This window comes from Tsuneonella sp. HG094 (assembly GCF_053819285.1).
Genome location: NZ_JBSORA010000001.1, coordinates 1,230,382 through 1,245,908, shown reverse-complemented (window position 1 = coordinate 1,245,908; position 15,527 = coordinate 1,230,382). Strand labels below are relative to the sequence as shown.

Below are 15,527 nucleotides of genomic sequence, written 5' to 3'. Positions count from 1 at the left end.
GCGGGCGTTCAACCCTCCACTCCGTGCCCGTGGGCCATGTAGTCGGCGCTGCGCATTTCCTCCAGCCGGCTGACGGTACGGGCGAATTCGAAGCTGCCCTCGCCGCTCGGATAGAGCGCGTCGGGTTCGGCCGCGGCGGTCACGAACAGCTTGACGCTATGTTCGTAGAGCGCGTCGATCAGCTTGGTGAAGCGGAGTGCCTCGTTGCGGTTTTCCGGCCCCATGATGGGCACGCCGACGACGATTACCGTGTGATAGGTCTGCGCGATGGCGAGGTAATCGGCCGCGCCGCGATTTTCGCCGCAAAGCCGCTTGAAACTGAATACGGCGACGCCTTTGAGGCTTTTCGGGACATGGAGGGTGCGTCCACCGCCAAGGTCGAGTTCGGCACTTGGGACGTGCGCCGCATCTTCGGGCTTGTAATCGGTGAGGCGGAAGAACGCCTCGCGGACTTGCGCCGTGGCAGCGTCGCCAAGCGGGCTGTGCCAGGTTGCGATCCCGGCCAGTCGGTCGAGCCGGTAATCGACCGGGCCATCGAGCGTGAGGACATCGAGCCGCGTCTCGATCAGGTCGAGGAAGGGCAGAAACAGCGAGCGGTTGAGGCCGTCCTTGTAAAGGTCGCGGGGCGGGCGGTTGCTGGTGGTGACGACTGTCACGCCCTCATCAACGATGAGCGCGGTAAAGAGCCGGGCCATGATGGCCGCATCGGCGGTGTTCGTGACCACCATCTCGTCGAAGGCGAGGCAGCGCGCACCCTCGGCGATCCGTGCGGCGACCGGTTTGATCGGATCCCCCGCCTCCTTGGCCCGCTCTTCGCGGATCATCCCATCGACGCTGAGCATGAATGCATGAAAATGCGTGCGAGTCTTCTCGGGGATGGCGAGGGTGTCGACGAACAGGTCCATGAGCATCGACTTGCCGCGACCGACGCCGCCCCACAGATAGATGCCGCGGGGTGTCTCGCGCTTGCGATTGAAAATGCGGCCGAGCAGCCCATTATCGGGTTCCTGCTGGAGTATTTGCTGCAATCGGGCGAGCGCTTCCGCAGCGCTTCGCTGGTCCGGGTCGGGCCTGAGTTCGCCCGCCTCCACCAGCGCGTCGTAACGCGCGAGCAAGCCGCTCATCGGCGATTGGCTTTGCGGATCAGTCCGGAGAATGCTGCCACCAGATGGTCCTGCTGAACGATCTCGCCGCGCATGAAGATCATGCGGCCTGTTTCCCGCAGGACCTCGACCACGGCGTCGAGCGGCTCCTCGGGTTTTCCCGCGCCGATGAACTGTGTCGACAATTCGAGCGTGACAGCAGGTCCCGCATCGCCGCCCGTCAGGGTGCGCATGGCAGCGAACATCGATACGTCGATCAAGGACAGGGTGATCGCTCCGTGGATCATGTCCTGCAGGTTGGTGTGCTTGCGCTCGGGAAACATGCGCAGGCGACATTTGTCGCCTTCGACGCGAACCATCATCTCGCCCAGCACGACCGCGTTGAAGCGCGTCTTGTCACGCAGCTGCCACGTGCTCCAACCGGGATGGTCGGGCAGTTCGCGGTATTCGAAGGCCGGGCTTTCGCCGTCCACGATCAGCCGTGCTTTTCGACCTGCAGTTTCTTGATCTCGGCAATCGCGCGCGCCGGGCTCAGTCCCTTGGGGCACACGTTCGAGCAGTTCATGATCGTGTGGCAACGATAGAGCCGGAACGGGTCCTCGAGCGCGTCTAGCCGCTCACCGGTCATCTCGTCGCGACTGTCGGCGAGCCAGCGATAGGCTTGCAGAAGGATTGCCGGGCCGAGGAACTTGTCGCTGTTCCACCAATAGCTCGGGCAGGCGGTCGAGCAGCATGCGCACAGGATGCACTCGTACAATCCGTCGAGTTTCTCGCGCTGCTCTGGGCTCTGCAGCCGCTCCTTGCCACTCGGTGTCGGGCTGACCGTCTGCAACCACGGGCGAATGCTGGCGTATTGCGCGTAGAAATGCGTGAAGTCGGGCACGAGGTCCTTGATGACCTGCATCGCGGGGAGGGGGGTGATGCGCACCTCGCCCTTCAGGTCCTCGATCGCGGTCGTGCAGGCAAGGCCGTTCTTGCCGTCCATGTTCATGGCGCAACTGCCGCAGATGCCTTCGCGGCACGAGCGGCGGAAGGTCAATGTGGGATCGATCTCGTTCTTGATCTTGATCAGCGCGTCGAGAACCATCGGCCCGCAGTCGTCGAGATCTATCTCGAACGTGTCGTAACGCGGGTTCTCTCCGCTGTCGGGATCGAAGCGATAGATCTTGAACGCCTTCTTGCGCGCAGCCCCGCTCGCCGGATGGCTACGGCCCTTTCCGCTGATTTTCGAATTCTTCGGCAGGGTGAAGGTGGCCATCTGTGCGCTATCCTCAGGCAAGCGAATGGCGCTTCTCTAGCGCCTGGCCGCCCGAGGGCAAGGGCGCGACCATGAAAGATTTGCAACGCCTGTTACCAATACTTTCATTCGTGCTCGTTTCGCTTTACGGCGCGCGAGCCAATGAGCGCCGCCACCGATCCCCCCGACATCATCGACAATCGCCGGGTCGCCAAAGACCTCGGCACGTCGACGCTTGCGCGCTTCGCCGGGGTGATCGAAGTGGTCGCGCAGCCGCTGTACGTCTGGATGTACGGGCTGGCATCATTCGGCCTCTATGCGGTGCTGTGGAGCATCGTGAACATGGTCGAGAACTTCGCCGACCTCGGCATGACGAGCGCGATGCAGCGAACCGTGCCGCAGGCCGCAAGCCGGCGCGAGCAGGCCCACGCGTTTCGCGCGGCGCTTATCCTCGGTGTCCTGCCATGCCTGGCAATCGCAATCGTCGCTGTGATCTTCTCTCACCAGGTCGCGCACCTTTTCAACGCCGCCCCCGAAGACGAAGAGCGACTGTCGACCGCGATCCAGATTTTCGCCTGGGCGCTGCCGCTGTGGGCCTTCGTCGAGATCGCCACCTCGGCATTGCGAGCGCAACGGCTGTTCGGCCCGGAAATTCGTCTGCGGGTGTTCTGGGAGCAGCTTATCCGCCTGTTGTTCGCCTGCATTTTCTGGTTGCTCGGATGGGGTTTCATTGGGCTGCTGGCAGCCCACCTGCTTTCGCTGACAATGACGGCGATCCTTGCGGGGCGCCTCGTCGTTCGCTTCTTCAGCATGGAAGACCTGCTCAAGGGCAAGGCCGAAGGACCGATCTTCTGGGAGACCGCACGGGCCGGCCTCGCGATCATGCCGGCGAACCTGTCGCAGCGTTTCTACAGCGACGGCGGGGTGATCGCACTGAACTGGATCCTCCCGGGCACTTCGGGAGCAGTCGCCGCGGGCCTGTTCACGATCGCCCGCAAGGTGTCGAGCCTCATCCAGGCGATCCGGCTCGCATTTGCCTACGTTCTTTCGCCGCTGACCTCGGCACTCGCGCGCGGGGAGCGAAGCGAAGTGCAATCGATCTATGGCTTCGCGACCGGCGTTCTGTTCGCACTGGCGCTGCCATCCGGCCTGGTCCTTGTTGCGGCATCTCCCGCGGTCATGTCGCTGTTCGGGAAGGAGGCCAACCCGGCCATCCCGGCGGTCATGATCCTCGTCGGCTCACGCATCGTCGAGGCGCTGGCCGGAGCTGCGCAGCCGATCCAGCAAGTGATCTCGAGCTACCGCGCACAATTGGTGGCAGCAATCCTCGGCATGGTCGTCGCGGTGATCGTCGGCCGCCTGCTGCTGCCCGAATGGGGCCTAACCGGGATGGCCATCGCAGTTACCTCGGGCCTGTGTACGGGCGCGGTCCTGCCGGTCTTCCAGATGTGGTTCGATGAGGGACTGACCCCGCTCAACGATCATTTCGGCAGGACGTTCGTCGTGACGGTGACTGTGTCTACGGTGTTCGCGGCGATCGCTTTCGCCAGCAACCTCTTGCCCGACCTCGTTTCGGTCCCGCTGACCCTCGTGCTGATGCTGGCGGCGACGTGGACTGCGTGCCGATTTGCGTTGCCGCTCCACGACCGCGAGGCCCTCGGGAAAACCGGACGCGCGCTCAAGCTGGTTTAACGAGACTTTCCTAACCGGCGAAATAGTCTAGTGGGCGACCGCACACGGGGCGCCAGCGCCTGCCACTCATACGGAACCTTCAATGTATCAGCACGAACTGGCGCGCAGCGGAAAGTCCCTCTTCGTCATCCGTGGCATCTACATCTATGCGACGATCGCCGGTGCGATCGCCATCATGTGGTTCAATCGCGACTTCGGCCCATTCGCTTCGGACGTGGCAGATCGCACCTGGTTCGCGGCCGGCTTCGCGGTCGCTTGCCTCGGTGCCGCCATCCGTATCTTCACGAGTGGCTGGGCCGCCCTCGGCACTTCGGGCCGCGTGAAGGCTGCGGCCGAAGCGGCCGAGCTCAACACCACGGGTCCATATTCGCTGGTGCGCAACCCGCTCTATGTCGGCCGGATCGTAAACTACACAGGCATGGCGATGCTCAGCGGAAGCTGGGCATTCGCGGCGGTCGTGTTCCTGCTTTCGGTGCTGATCTACGAACGCGTTTCGATCTACGAGGAAGAGTTTCTGCGCGGCAAGTTTGGGGAGGCGCACGCCGACTGGGCGAAGGACGTCCCCGCGCTGTTCCCGCGCTTTCGCGGATGGGTCGCACCGAAGTACAACTTCTGGTGGAAGCGCATGATCTGGCGCGAGCGGCAGAAGGTGTTCCTGCTAACGACATCGCTCGCGGGGACGCTGTTCGCTTATTACGGGTTCGACCTCGGCTCGATCCCGGCGAGCAGGATGTGGGTGTTCTATGGCTGGGCAGTGATTGCCGTCCTGTTCGCACTGACCGAGATCGGTTCGTGGGTGGGATACTACAAGGATATGCGGTGACCTCCCTCGCGCCGTTGATCGCGATCATCGGTGCGGACGGTTCGGGCAAGTCGACTTTGGCGGCGGACCTCGCCGCGGAGTTTGCAACGGAGCATCCGACCGAGCACGTGTACCTCGGGCTGGGCTCGGGTGTGATCGGCCACCGGATCGCGCGCCTGCCTCTTATCGGAAAGCTTGTCGCCGCGCGGATCGAGAAGAAGGCAGGCCGTACTCGCGATCCCAGGGACAAGATCCCCGGTCCGGTCACCGCACTCGTGGTCTTCTGGTTTTCTACCCGCCGCAAGAAGCGCTTCGATGCGATGATGGCGCTGCGCCGGCGCGGCGTGATGGTCATCACCGATCGCTATCCCCAGACCGAGCTGGCGGGCTTCTACGACGGTCCAGGTTTGTCGATGGCTCGTGCGGAGAGCGGCTTCGTCCGTTGGCTCGCGGCGCGCGAGGCGCGTCTCTATTCGGAGATGGTCGCGCATCGCCCCACGCTGATCCTGCGGCTCAACATCGATGCAGACACCGCGCTCGCGCGCAAGCCTGAGCATGGTCGTGAGCTGGTCGAGGCCAAGATCGCGATAACGCCGCAACTCACGTTCGAAGGAGCGCCGATTGCCGAAATCGATGCGACGATGCCCTATCCGGAAGAAAAAACGCTCGCTCGGCAGCTGATCGATCAGGCGATCGACGAGCTCGCCTGACGCGCGGCGAGGATCGCCTCGATCACCGGGATGTCCGACGGCTTGTCGGCATCGATGCAGGCCTCGGCCGCTTCCATCGGCACGACCTTCGCGGTGAGACCGAAACGATCGGCAACGCGTGCAGCGAAAGTGTGAATGTCGATCAGGCGTAGCGCCGCTCCGAGCAGCAAACCGGGCCCGAACGCTCCGATCAGCTTCATGCCCTTCTTGCGGTCCTGTTCGAGGGCTCGCCAGAATTCGACCAGGGGCAGCACTTGCGGCCCGCCGAGCCGAAACAGGTTCGCACCCGACCATTGCCCTCCGCGAAACTTGAGCCAGGTCCGCTCCGTCGAATGGCCCGCTGAAGCCACCGCGCTGCGCTCGACGAGGCCCACAGCGACGTCGGCCGTGCCCGCATCGGCGAGAAACTGGTCGACCATCGCCGCGGTCAGCAGCACGTTGTCGGCAGTGGTGACGAACACCGGCCCTTCGGCCTCCCCCAGCGTGCGCTGGATGGCATCGGCGATAGACCCCGGCGAATCTCGCCACTCGATATTGCGGCCCGCCTCGCTAATTGCGGGATCGGTTTGCAATGGCGCAGTGTCCTGCGCGATGACGATCGTCTTCCCAGTGTCGGAGGCGCCACCGAGTGCGGCGAGAACATGCGCAAGCATGGGCTTTCCGCCCACCGGCAAGAGTGCCTTGCTAGGGAGTTCGGTCCCAGCCAGCAAAGGATCGGAACCGGGCCGTGAGCCCGCGAGGACGACCGTCGTGATCGGCATCAGCGCCATGATCAGACCCCGTGTACGCTGCCGATCGGAATCGTGCAGAGAGGATTGCGATAGCCGCCGCCGGGGCGGTGACGCGCCGGTGAACCGGCGACGGCTTCGCGTTTCGTCACTCGCCGAAGGTGCGCTGCCACCACCCGCCGCGCTTGGACTTTGACTCCGCGGATTCGTCGGTCCCGTTCGCGTCGTTGTCCGCCACCGAGTCGGTTGCGGGCGCGGGGTCGGCAGTCACGACTTCGGCATCGACCTTCTTCTTGCGTGTCCGCTTCGGCTTCTCTGCAGGAGCGGCTTCCTCGGCGACCGGCTCGGGGGCGACTTCGACAACCGGCTCGGCTTCGACCTTTTTCTTGCGCGTCCGCTTGGGCCTCTCCGCGACCGGCTCGGCAGTCGTTTCGGGCTCGGGAGTGGCTACCGCCTCGACTTCAACGGGCTGCTCCGCGACTTCGGCCTTCTTGCGTCGGGTGCGTTTCTTGGGCGCTTCCTCGGAGGGAACCTCTGCCGCTTCGACCGGCTCGGCCACGACTGCGATGCTCTCGGCGATCTGCTCGCCGACAGCCTCTTCGACCACTTCGCCTTCCTCGCCCATTACCGCTTCGTCGCCTTCGTCGCGACCGCGACCTCGCCTGCGACGCCCGCCACGGCGGCGACGCTTTTTCGGACGATCCTCATCGTTTCCATCGACAGGCGCACCTTCGCGCTCCTCACCGACGGCGTCTTCGTCGCCGCCATCGTTTGCATCTTCGCCAGGCGCAGCTTCGCCTTCTTCACGATCGCGACGATTACGACCGCCGCGTCGACGGCGCCGCTTGCGGCCGCCGCGGTCGTCTTCGCCGTCGCGGCGTTCGCGCGGCGCGCGCTCGTCGGCTTCCTCTTCCTCGAAGTCGTCGTATTCGTCCTCGATCGGCTCGTCGTCGATCTCTTCGACAATCGGGGCGAACTTGGGCGTCGTGGTGGGGCGGGGGCCACTGCTCGCGACGCGCATCTTGGCGCCCTCTTCCTCGCCTTCCGGCAGGACTTCGACGTTCACGCCATAGCGATCCTCGATCTCGGCAAGGTCCCCGCGCTTGGCGTTGAGTAGGTAGATAGCCGCCTCGGTCGAGGCATAGAGGTTGATCTGCGTTCCCCTGCCCTTGGCCGCTTCGTCCTCGATCAGGCGCAGTGCCGAGAGGCCTGCCGATGAGGCGGTGCGGACGAGGCCGGTGCCGTCGCAGTGCGGACATTCGCGAGTAGTCGCCTCGAGCACACCGGTGCGCAGGCGCTGGCGGCTCATTTCCATCAGGCCGAAGCCCGAAATGCGGCCGACCTGGATGCGGGCGCGATCGTTCTTCAGCGCCTCCTTCATCGCCTTCTCGACCTTCCGGATATTCGACGAATATTCCATGTCGATGAAATCGATGACGACGAGGCCGGCCATATCGCGCAGGCGCAACTGGCGGGCGATCTCGCGCGCCGCTTCGAGGTTCGTGCTGACTGCGGTCGCCTCGATCCCATGTTCCTTGGTGGAGCGGCCCGAGTTGATGTCGATCGAGACGAGCGCCTCGGTCGGGTTGATCACGAGGTAGCCGCCGCTCTTCAGCTGAACGACCGGGTCGTACATCGCACGCAGCTGGTCTTCAGCGCCGTAGCGCTGAAACAGCGGCACCGGATCGCTGTAGGCTTTCACGCGGCGAGCGTGGCTGGGCATCAGGAGCTTCATGAACTCCTTTGCCGATTTGTAGCCGACTTCGCCCTCGACGATGACCTCTTCGATGTCCTTGTTGTAGATGTCGCGGATGGCGCGCTTGATGAGGTCGCTATCCGAATGGATCAGGGCGGGGGCGACCGATTTCAGCGTATTCTCGCGAATCTCGTCCCACAGGCGGGCGAGGTAGTCGAAGTCGCGCTTGATCTCCGGCTTGGTACGCTGGAGGCCAGCGGTCCGGACGATCATGCCCATCGAGCGCGGCAGCGACAGATCGCTGACGATTTCCTTGAGGCGCTTGCGATCCGACGCCGAGCTGATCTTGCGGCTGATGCCGCCGCCATGGCTCGAGTTCGGCATGAGCACGCAGTAACGGCCCGCAAGGCTGAGATAGGTGGTCAGCGCGGCACCTTTGTTGCCGCGCTCTTCCTTCACGACCTGGACGAGCAGGACCTGTCGACGCTGGATGACGTCCTGAATCTTGTAACGACGGCGGAGCGCGAGGCGCTTGGCGCGGACCTCGTCGACTTCCTTGGCGCGGCTGCCGCGACCACCCTTGCCGCCTTTGCCCTGGCGACGCCCACGACCGCGACCGCGGGCGCGGGAATCGTCGCCGTCTTCGCCATGCTCGCCATCTTCGTCGGCGTGATCTTCGTCGTCCTCGCCGTTGTCGACCTGGCCGCCCTCGATCGTGGCGACTTCATCCTTTTCTGATGTGTCGATTTCCTCGACGCCGTCTTCGGCGATTTCCTCGACGAAGGATTCGCCAGTTTCGTCCTCGGCGTCGTATTCGTCGCCGGGGGCGTGGCCGTCTTCTTCCTCTTCGGCGCGGAGCTTGGCCTCCTCCTCGGCGGCCTCGGCCTCCTCGGCGAGCAGGCGCTCACGGTCTTCCTTGGGAATCTGGTAGTAGTCTGGGTGGATCTCGCTGAAGGCGAGGAAACCGTGCCGGTTGCCGCCGAAATCGACGAACGCCGCCTGCAGGGACGGTTCGACCCGCGTCACTTTCGCCAGATAGATATTGCCCTTGATCTGCTTGTGTTCGGCAGATTCGAAGTCGAATTCCTCGATCCGGTTACCCTGTAGTACCGCAACCCGGGTTTCTTCCGGGTGGCGCGCGTCGATGAGCATGCGCGTTGCCATTGGTAATTCTCCGTGCGCGCGCCGATGCGATCCGGTCTCGACCGGACGAAGCGCTGGGCGCGCGAGCTGTAGGTGAAGCGCTGTCGGATGAATGATGCCCGACAGCGGATGCGGACCGGCCCACGCGCTGGTTTGCGCAGGGCCGGGGTGATGTGTCTGCAAGAGTGAGCGTGCGCAACGGGTGCGCGATCCGGCCAGCAAGCTCCGCCGGGCCGCGCAATGGCGTCCACGGGAACTGCAGGGAGGGGGAGCTCATCGCTTGCGTCAACCTGGTCGTAGCCGGGAAAAGCCCGGAAAAACAAATCCGGACCGGCCCTGACGAATAGGCACGCGATCGGTGCGGTCTTCGAAAAAAGGGCCACTGGCCCGGCTGCCGGGTTAGCTAGCACCGGGGGTTTCATGTCGCAACCATATTGCGCTCGCGCGACATGTCCCTAACCAGCGGTAACGATGTCGCTACGCGTATCCCTCTGGTCGATCTTCCTAGCACCGGTCGCACTGCTCGGGGGGCTTTACCTGTTCGGTCGGACGCTCCCGGTTCCGGTGCTGGGACGCGACTACGTCGTTCGCTTCGAACTTCCACCGGCTGGAGAGCCGGTGGGTCTGCCGCCAGTCGAGGGTCCGCAGGATGTGTCACGGCCGCTGATCGTCATCGATGCAGGGCACGGCGGGCACGACCCCGGCGCGAGCGCGGGTGGGCGGAAGGAAAAAGACCTCGTCCTCGCGCTGGCCAAGTCGTTGCGCGACGAGATCGTGCGCGAAGGTGGCATCCGGGTCGCGCTGACTCGCAGCGACGATCGGTTCCTGGTCTTGGGAGAGCGTTTCGCGATCGCCCGCGCGCTCGGGGCGGACCTGTTCCTGTCGATCCACGCCGATTCGTCGGGCGATGTCGGGGGAGTCACCGGCGCGAGCATCTACACTTTGTCCGACGACGCATCGAGCCAGGCGGCCGAGCGGTTCGCTGCCCGCGAGAACCAGGCGGACCGGATCAACGGCGTCCGGATCGACGACAAGAGCGATTCCGTCGGCGCGATCCTGGTCGACCTTTCCCAGCGGCGATCACAATCCGCCGGTTCCCAGTTTGCGAACCTCATCGTGCGGGAAGGGCAGGGCACCCTGCGTTTCCACCCGCAGACGCGCCGGTCGGCCGCACTTGCCGTTTTGCGCGCGCCCGATGTGCCGAGCGTGCTCTACGAAGCGGGCTTCATCACTGATCCCGAGGAAGCCGAGCGCATGTCGTCGGCCGAAGGGCGCCGCCAGTTCGCCGAGGTGCTTGCGCGGGCCGTACGCATCTACTTCGCACGGACCGCGACAACCGGCTAACGCAAGCCACTGGCGCCGCGCGGAATCGCCGTGCTAAGGCGCGGCCGGATCATGGCTGACACTACGACGCTCGAGCATTTCCGCTACCGCATTCGCCGCGATGCCCACGGTGTAGCCGCGTGGTTTCGCGAGAACTGGCGCGAAAAACGCTGGTTCCGTTGGGTTTCGGGCCTTGGCGGAGTCGGACTTCTCGCGTTCATCCTGATGTGGACCATCCTGTCCGCTGGACTGCCCGACGCTGAAACTCTCGTCGATTACGAACCGCCGCTGCCCACCATCGTGCGCGGGCGTGACGGAGAGATCGTCCACTCATACGCCCGCGAACGCCGGGTCCAGCTGCAGTATGCCGATTTCCCGCGCGAGCTGATCGAATCGTACCTCGCCGCCGAGGACAAGACCTTCTTCACCCACGGCGGGGTCGATATCTTCGGCACACTTGGTGCCGTAATCGACTATGCGACCAAGTTCGGCTCGGGCGAACGCGCGGTCGGCGGCTCGACCATCACGCAGCAGGTCGCCAAGAACATCCTTCTCGGCGACGAATACTCGGTCACCCGCAAGCTCAAGGAAATGATTCTCGCGCGGCGGATCGAAGGGGTGCTCACGAAGCAGCAGATCCTCGAGCTCTATCTCAACGAGATTCCGCTGGGTCGGCGCAGCTTCGGCGTGCAAGCCGCGAGCCGGGCCTACTTCAACAAGGACGTGAAGGACCTGGAGCTCAACGAGATGGCTTTCCTTGCCATCCTGCCCAAGGCGCCCGAGCGCTACGGACGCAAGAAGAACGAGGAACTGGCGATCGCTCGCCGGAACTTCGTTCTGGACCAGATGGCGGCGAACGATTTCATCACCCCCGCCGAAAGCGCGGCGGCCAAGGCCAAGCCGCTCGGTCTCAAGCCGTCTCGGTCCGCAGTCCCCTCAGTCGATGCCGGCTACTTCCTCGAGGAGACCCGGCGCGAGTTGATGGCCAAGTTCGGCGAGACCGCGGAGGACGGCAAGAACAGCGTCTATTCGGGCGGCCTGTGGGTGCGGACTTCGCTCGACCCCGAATTGCAGGATGCGGCGCGCGACGCGCTTCGTGGCGGCATATTGCGCTACAGCGCCGGAAAGGCATGGCCGGGAGCGCTGGCGACGATCGACGTCTCGAACGACACCTGGCAGTCGCAACTGGCCGCCTCTCCGCTGGGGATCAATTACAAGGACTGGCGCGTCGGCGTGGTGACCGCGCGCAGCGGTTCGAGCGCGACGATCGGGTTTTCCGACGGCGACACCGCTCCGCTCACCGGGTTGCCCGACAGCCTGCGCGCCGGTGATGTGATCGCCGCTGCGCCGAACGGGAACTCCTACGCGGTGCGCACGGTACCGGAAGTATCCGGCGGTTTCCTCGTGCAGGAGCCGGCGTCGGGCCGGGTCGTCGCAATGCAGGGCGGGTTCGACAGCCGCTTGTCGGACTTCAACCGAGCAACGCAGGCGCTCCGCCAGCCCGGCTCGACGATCAAGCCGTTCGTTTATGCCACCGGGCTCGACCAGGGCATGACTCCGGCGAGCGAAGTGCCCGACCAGGCGTACTGCTTCTACCAGGGCGCGGCGCTCGGCGAGAAATGCTTCCGCAACTTCGGCGGCGGCGGCGGCGGCGTGCACACGATGCGTTGGGGGCTCGAGCAGAGCCGCAACCTGATGACCGTCCACATCGCGATGGAAGCCGGGATGCCGAACGTTACCCGCACGTTCGAGCGGATGGGCATCGGCAAGTACGAGAACTATCCCTCTTTCGCGCTAGGTGCAGGCGACACGACCGTCCTCAAGATGGTCAACGCCTACTCCGCGCTGGCGAACTTCGGGCGCATGCACGCGCCGACGCTGATCGACTACGTGCAGGATCGCCGGGGCAAGGTGATCTGGCGCTCCGACCGCCGCGAATGCAAGGGCTGCCGGATGGCCGAATGGGACGGCAAGGCGATGCCGCGCCTGCCCGCAACCGGGCGGCAGGTGATGGACGCGCGCACCGCATATCAGGTGGTCCACATGCTCGAAGGCGTGGTCCAACGGGGCACCGCGGTGCGTATGCGCGCGCTCGGCCTCCCGTTGTTCGGCAAGACGGGAACGACGTCCGGCCCGACCAATGCCTGGTTCGTGGGCGGCAGCCCGGACCTTATCGCGGGAATGTACATCGGATTCGACAAGCCGCGTAACCTTGGGGGTTGGGTCCAGGGTGGCAATACGGCGGGACCGATGATGATCGATTTCGTCAAAGCCACGCGCGAACGCTGGTCCGACGATCCCTTCGTCGCGCCGGCGGGCGTTCGGATGGTCCGCATCGACAGAAAGAGCGGCAAGCGCGTGTTCGATGCGTGGCCCACGTCCGATCCCATGGCGTCGGTCATCTGGGAGGCTTTCAAGCCCGACACCGAACCTCCGCGGGCGACCCGGCAGGACGAGATTGCGGCGAAGCGCAATGAAATCCTCGAAATGATCAGGCGGGGCCGGCAGGCGTCAGTCCAAGCGACAAGCGCTCGGGCAAGCGAAGACCGACCGGGGGATTTCGTCGAGGAGCAGGGCGGCATCTACTGAGCCGCAGGGAGAGGACGAACGATATGATCCGAATGCTGTCCATTGCGGCTGCCTTGAGCCTTCTCGCGGTGCCGGCCTATGCCAGCCTGCCGACGGGCGCAAAGGCGCCGATGTTCGTGGCGAAGGCGGCGAAGGGCGGAAAGGAGTTCGACTTCAACCTGCGCCGCTCGCTCGCGAAGGGGCCCGTGGTGCTCTATTTCTACCCGAAGGCATTCACGCAGGGATGTACGCTCGAAGCCCACGCATTCGCCGAGGCTTCGGACGATTTCGCTCGCTACGGTGCGACCATCGTAGGGATGTCGAATGATTCGATCGCGACGCTGAAAAAGTTCTCGACCGAGGCTTGCCGCGACAAATTTGCCGTCGGGTCGGCCACGCCAAAGATCGTCGCCGCGTACGACGCCGACCTGGTGCGCGAAGGCAAGAAGACAGGCGTCACCGAGCGGACGAGCTACGTGATCGATCGGAGTGGGCGGATCGTTTTCGTCCACTCGGATCTCGACTACAAGGATCACGTTCGGCTGACGCTTGATGCCGTCCGGAAGCTCAAGGGCAAGCGCAAGGGCTGATCCTCCCACTTCCGTATGTCTGCACCGTCCGCTAAGCGGCGGGCCCATCCTGCTGGAGAATTGAAATCATGCGTGCCGAAGGGCAGGCCCATATCGACCGCATCGAGGCTGCACTGGCGCTGGTTCGCCAGTCGCTCGACTGGGACCGCGCACTCCGCCGCCTCGACGAGCTCAATGCGCGCGTCGAAGATCCGAACTTGTGGAACGATCCCAAGGAGGCAGAAGCGGTGATGCGCGAGCGGCGCCGTCTCGATGCCGCCATCGGCACGGTCAAGGAAATCGGTTCGGAAATGGCCGACGCGGTCGAGTTCGTCGAAATGGGAGAGGCAGAAGGCGACACCGAAGTGGAGGCCGAGGGCCTTGCGACGCTCGCCGGGCTTGCCGAGCGGGCCGACGCGGACAAGGTCCAGGCGCTGCTTTCGGGCGAGGCCGACAGCAACGACACCTATCTTGAAATCCACGCCGGTGCGGGCGGGACGGAAAGCCAGGATTGGGCCGAGATGCTGCAGCGGATGTACACGCGCTGGGCCGAACGGCGCGGATACAAGGTCGACCTGGTCGATTATCACGCGGGCGAAGCGGCCGGGATCAAGAGCGCCACGCTGATGATCAAGGGCGAGAACGCCTATGGCTACGCCAAGACCGAAAGCGGCGTGCACCGCCTCGTGCGGATCAGCCCCTACGACAGCTCTGCGCGGCGGCATACGAGCTTCAGCTCGGTGTGGGTCTATCCGGTGATCGACGACAGTTTCGAGATCGACATCAATCCGGCGGACCTCAGGATCGACACTTATCGCGCGTCGGGCGCGGGTGGCCAGCACGTCAACACAACCGACTCGGCGGTGCGCATCACCCACGTACCCAGCGGGATCATCGTCGCCAGTCAACAGGACCGCAGCCAGCACAAGAACCGCGACATCGCGATGAACATGCTCAAGGCTCGCCTGTACGAGGCCGAGATGCGGGCGCGCGAGGAGGCCGCTTCGGCCGAGCACGCCAGCAAGACCGAAATCGGGTGGGGCCACCAGATCCGCAGTTACGTCCTTCAGCCGTACCAGATGGTGAAGGACCTGCGGACGGGCCACACTTCTCCAACGCCCGACGACGTGCTCGACGGCGCGCTCGATCCGTTCATTTCCGCAGCGCTCGCGCAGCGCGTGACCGGCGAGGCGGTCGAGGTGGAAGACGCCGATTGATGCGAGGCGCAGGGGCCCTTTTCGCTTTTGGCCTGCTGTCGGCCTGCAACCTCGCGGTGCCCGATGACAGCGATCGCCCGGAAAGTGTCCGCGATTTCCCCCGGGCCGAACGCGAAGTTTCGGCCGCGAGCGGGCAGTTCTCGAACGAAACGCAGCGTGACAGTGTCGGTGAGGCGCAGAACGTCATGGATCTTGCCGATATCCGCCCCGGCATGACGGTCGCCGACATCGGAGCGGGCGAGGGGTATTACACGGTTCGTCTGGCCGAGAAGGTGGGGCGCAGGGGCCGTGTTCTGGCAGAGGATATCGACGGCGATGCGCTCAGCCGCCTCGCCCAGCGGGTGGAGCGCGAACGGCTCGAAAACGTCTCGCTGCGTCTCGGCACTCCGGATGACGCCAAGCTGCCGGAAAACAGTTTCGACCGCGTCTTCATGGTTCACATGTATCACGAGGTGGCCGAGCCCTATGCCTTTCTCTGGCGGCTATGGCCGAGTCTTCGGAAGGACGGCAGGGTGATCGTCGTCGACGTCGACCGTCCCACCGATCAGCACGGGATCGATCCGCTGCTGCTCAGTTGCGAATTCGAACGGGTCGGTTTCCAGCTCGAAGCATTCAAGGATGCCCCCGAACTGGCGGGGTACTATGCACAGTTCAAGCGAGCCGCTACGAGGCCCGAGCCGGCGGCGATCAAGCCGTGCCGACGCGATACTCCCGCCGCTCCCGGCGCCAGCCACTGATT

The 15,527-nt window shown here is 64.6% G+C and carries 13 protein-coding genes; 8 read left to right on the top strand and 5 right to left on the bottom strand.

The genetic code is table 11. The features are described from left to right. Nucleotides 1-8: 8 nt before the first annotated feature. The 3 genes from zapE to ACWPMX_RS06205 are packed head-to-tail and all read right to left on the bottom strand — an operon-like array spanning nucleotide 9 to nucleotide 2,361. Nucleotides 9-1,124 (bottom strand): cell division protein ZapE, encoded by a 1,116-nt coding sequence (gene zapE / locus ACWPMX_RS06215; protein ID WP_455699168.1) that lies wholly within the window; start codon nucleotides 1,122-1,124, stop codon nucleotides 9-11. After that, nucleotides 1,121-1,576, bottom strand: coding sequence for a PaaI family thioesterase (locus ACWPMX_RS06210; RefSeq protein ID WP_455699167.1), 456 nt, complete (start codon nucleotides 1,574-1,576; stop codon nucleotides 1,121-1,123). Before ACWPMX_RS06210 ends, zapE begins: the two co-directional genes overlap by 4 nt. Before the next feature lie 2 nt (nucleotides 1,577-1,578). Next, nucleotides 1,579-2,361, bottom strand: a complete 783-nt coding sequence (locus tag ACWPMX_RS06205; RefSeq protein WP_455699166.1) for a succinate dehydrogenase iron-sulfur subunit — start codon at nucleotides 2,359-2,361, stop codon at nucleotides 1,579-1,581. A 141-nt stretch (nucleotides 2,362-2,502) separates the two neighbouring features. Here ACWPMX_RS06205 and ACWPMX_RS06200 point away from each other — a divergent pair, with 141 nt between their 5' ends. From ACWPMX_RS06200 to ACWPMX_RS06190, 3 genes are all read left to right on the top strand, one after another. Continuing rightward, a complete protein-coding gene (locus ACWPMX_RS06200) occupies nucleotides 2,503-4,032 on the top strand; it encodes a lipopolysaccharide biosynthesis protein (RefSeq protein ID WP_455699165.1) in 1,530 nt (509 codons plus the stop codon). An 82-nt stretch (nucleotides 4,033-4,114) separates the two neighbouring features. After that, on the top strand, nucleotides 4,115-4,855 hold the full coding sequence (locus ACWPMX_RS06195) for a methyltransferase family protein (RefSeq protein ID WP_455699164.1): 741 nt from the start codon (nucleotides 4,115-4,117) through the stop codon (nucleotides 4,853-4,855). Beyond that, the gene (locus ACWPMX_RS06190) at nucleotides 4,852-5,544 is read left to right on the top strand and encodes a hypothetical protein (protein ID WP_455699163.1); all 693 of its coding nucleotides are present in this window, start codon (nucleotides 4,852-4,854) and stop codon (nucleotides 5,542-5,544) included. Before ACWPMX_RS06195 ends, ACWPMX_RS06190 begins: the two co-directional genes overlap by 4 nt. Here the strand turns inward: ACWPMX_RS06190 and ACWPMX_RS06185 are convergent. Beyond that, nucleotides 5,520-6,314: an NTP transferase domain-containing protein gene (locus tag ACWPMX_RS06185; protein ID WP_455699162.1), complete on the bottom strand. Its 795-nt coding sequence runs from the start codon at nucleotides 6,312-6,314 to the stop codon at nucleotides 5,520-5,522. The genes ACWPMX_RS06190 and ACWPMX_RS06185 overlap by 25 nt on opposite strands. Nucleotides 6,315-6,420: 106 nt before the next feature. Beyond that, nucleotides 6,421-9,132 carry an Rne/Rng family ribonuclease gene (locus ACWPMX_RS06180; protein ID WP_455699161.1) on the bottom strand — a complete coding sequence of 904 codons (2,712 nt, stop codon included), beginning with the start codon at nucleotides 9,130-9,132 and terminating at the stop codon, nucleotides 6,421-6,423. A gap of 450 nt (nucleotides 9,133-9,582) precedes the next feature. On the opposite strand from ACWPMX_RS06180, the gene ACWPMX_RS06175 reads away from it, so the two are divergent. The 5 genes from ACWPMX_RS06175 to ACWPMX_RS06155 all read left to right on the top strand — a co-directional run bounded on the left by ACWPMX_RS06175 (nucleotide 9,583) and on the right by ACWPMX_RS06155 (nucleotide 15,525). After that, the gene (locus ACWPMX_RS06175; protein ID WP_455699160.1) at nucleotides 9,583-10,455 is read left to right on the top strand and encodes an N-acetylmuramoyl-L-alanine amidase family protein; all 873 of its coding nucleotides are present in this window, start codon (nucleotides 9,583-9,585) and stop codon (nucleotides 10,453-10,455) included. A gap of 51 nt (nucleotides 10,456-10,506) precedes the next feature. Beyond that, a complete protein-coding gene (locus ACWPMX_RS06170) occupies nucleotides 10,507-13,023 on the top strand; it encodes a penicillin-binding protein 1A (RefSeq protein ID WP_455699159.1) in 2,517 nt (838 codons plus the stop codon). Between the two features lie 23 nt (nucleotides 13,024-13,046). Next, nucleotides 13,047-13,592 (top strand): peroxiredoxin, encoded by a 546-nt coding sequence (locus tag ACWPMX_RS06165; protein WP_455699158.1) that lies wholly within the window; start codon nucleotides 13,047-13,049, stop codon nucleotides 13,590-13,592. A gap of 68 nt (nucleotides 13,593-13,660) precedes the next feature. Next, nucleotides 13,661-14,788 carry a peptide chain release factor 2 gene (gene prfB, locus ACWPMX_RS06160; protein ID WP_455699157.1) on the top strand — a complete coding sequence of 376 codons (1,128 nt, stop codon included), beginning with the start codon at nucleotides 13,661-13,663 and terminating at the stop codon, nucleotides 14,786-14,788. Then, the gene (locus ACWPMX_RS06155; RefSeq protein ID WP_455699156.1) at nucleotides 14,788-15,525 is read left to right on the top strand and encodes a class I SAM-dependent methyltransferase; all 738 of its coding nucleotides are present in this window, start codon (nucleotides 14,788-14,790) and stop codon (nucleotides 15,523-15,525) included. Before prfB ends, ACWPMX_RS06155 begins: the two co-directional genes overlap by 1 nt. Nucleotides 15,526-15,527: the final 2 nt, after the last annotated feature.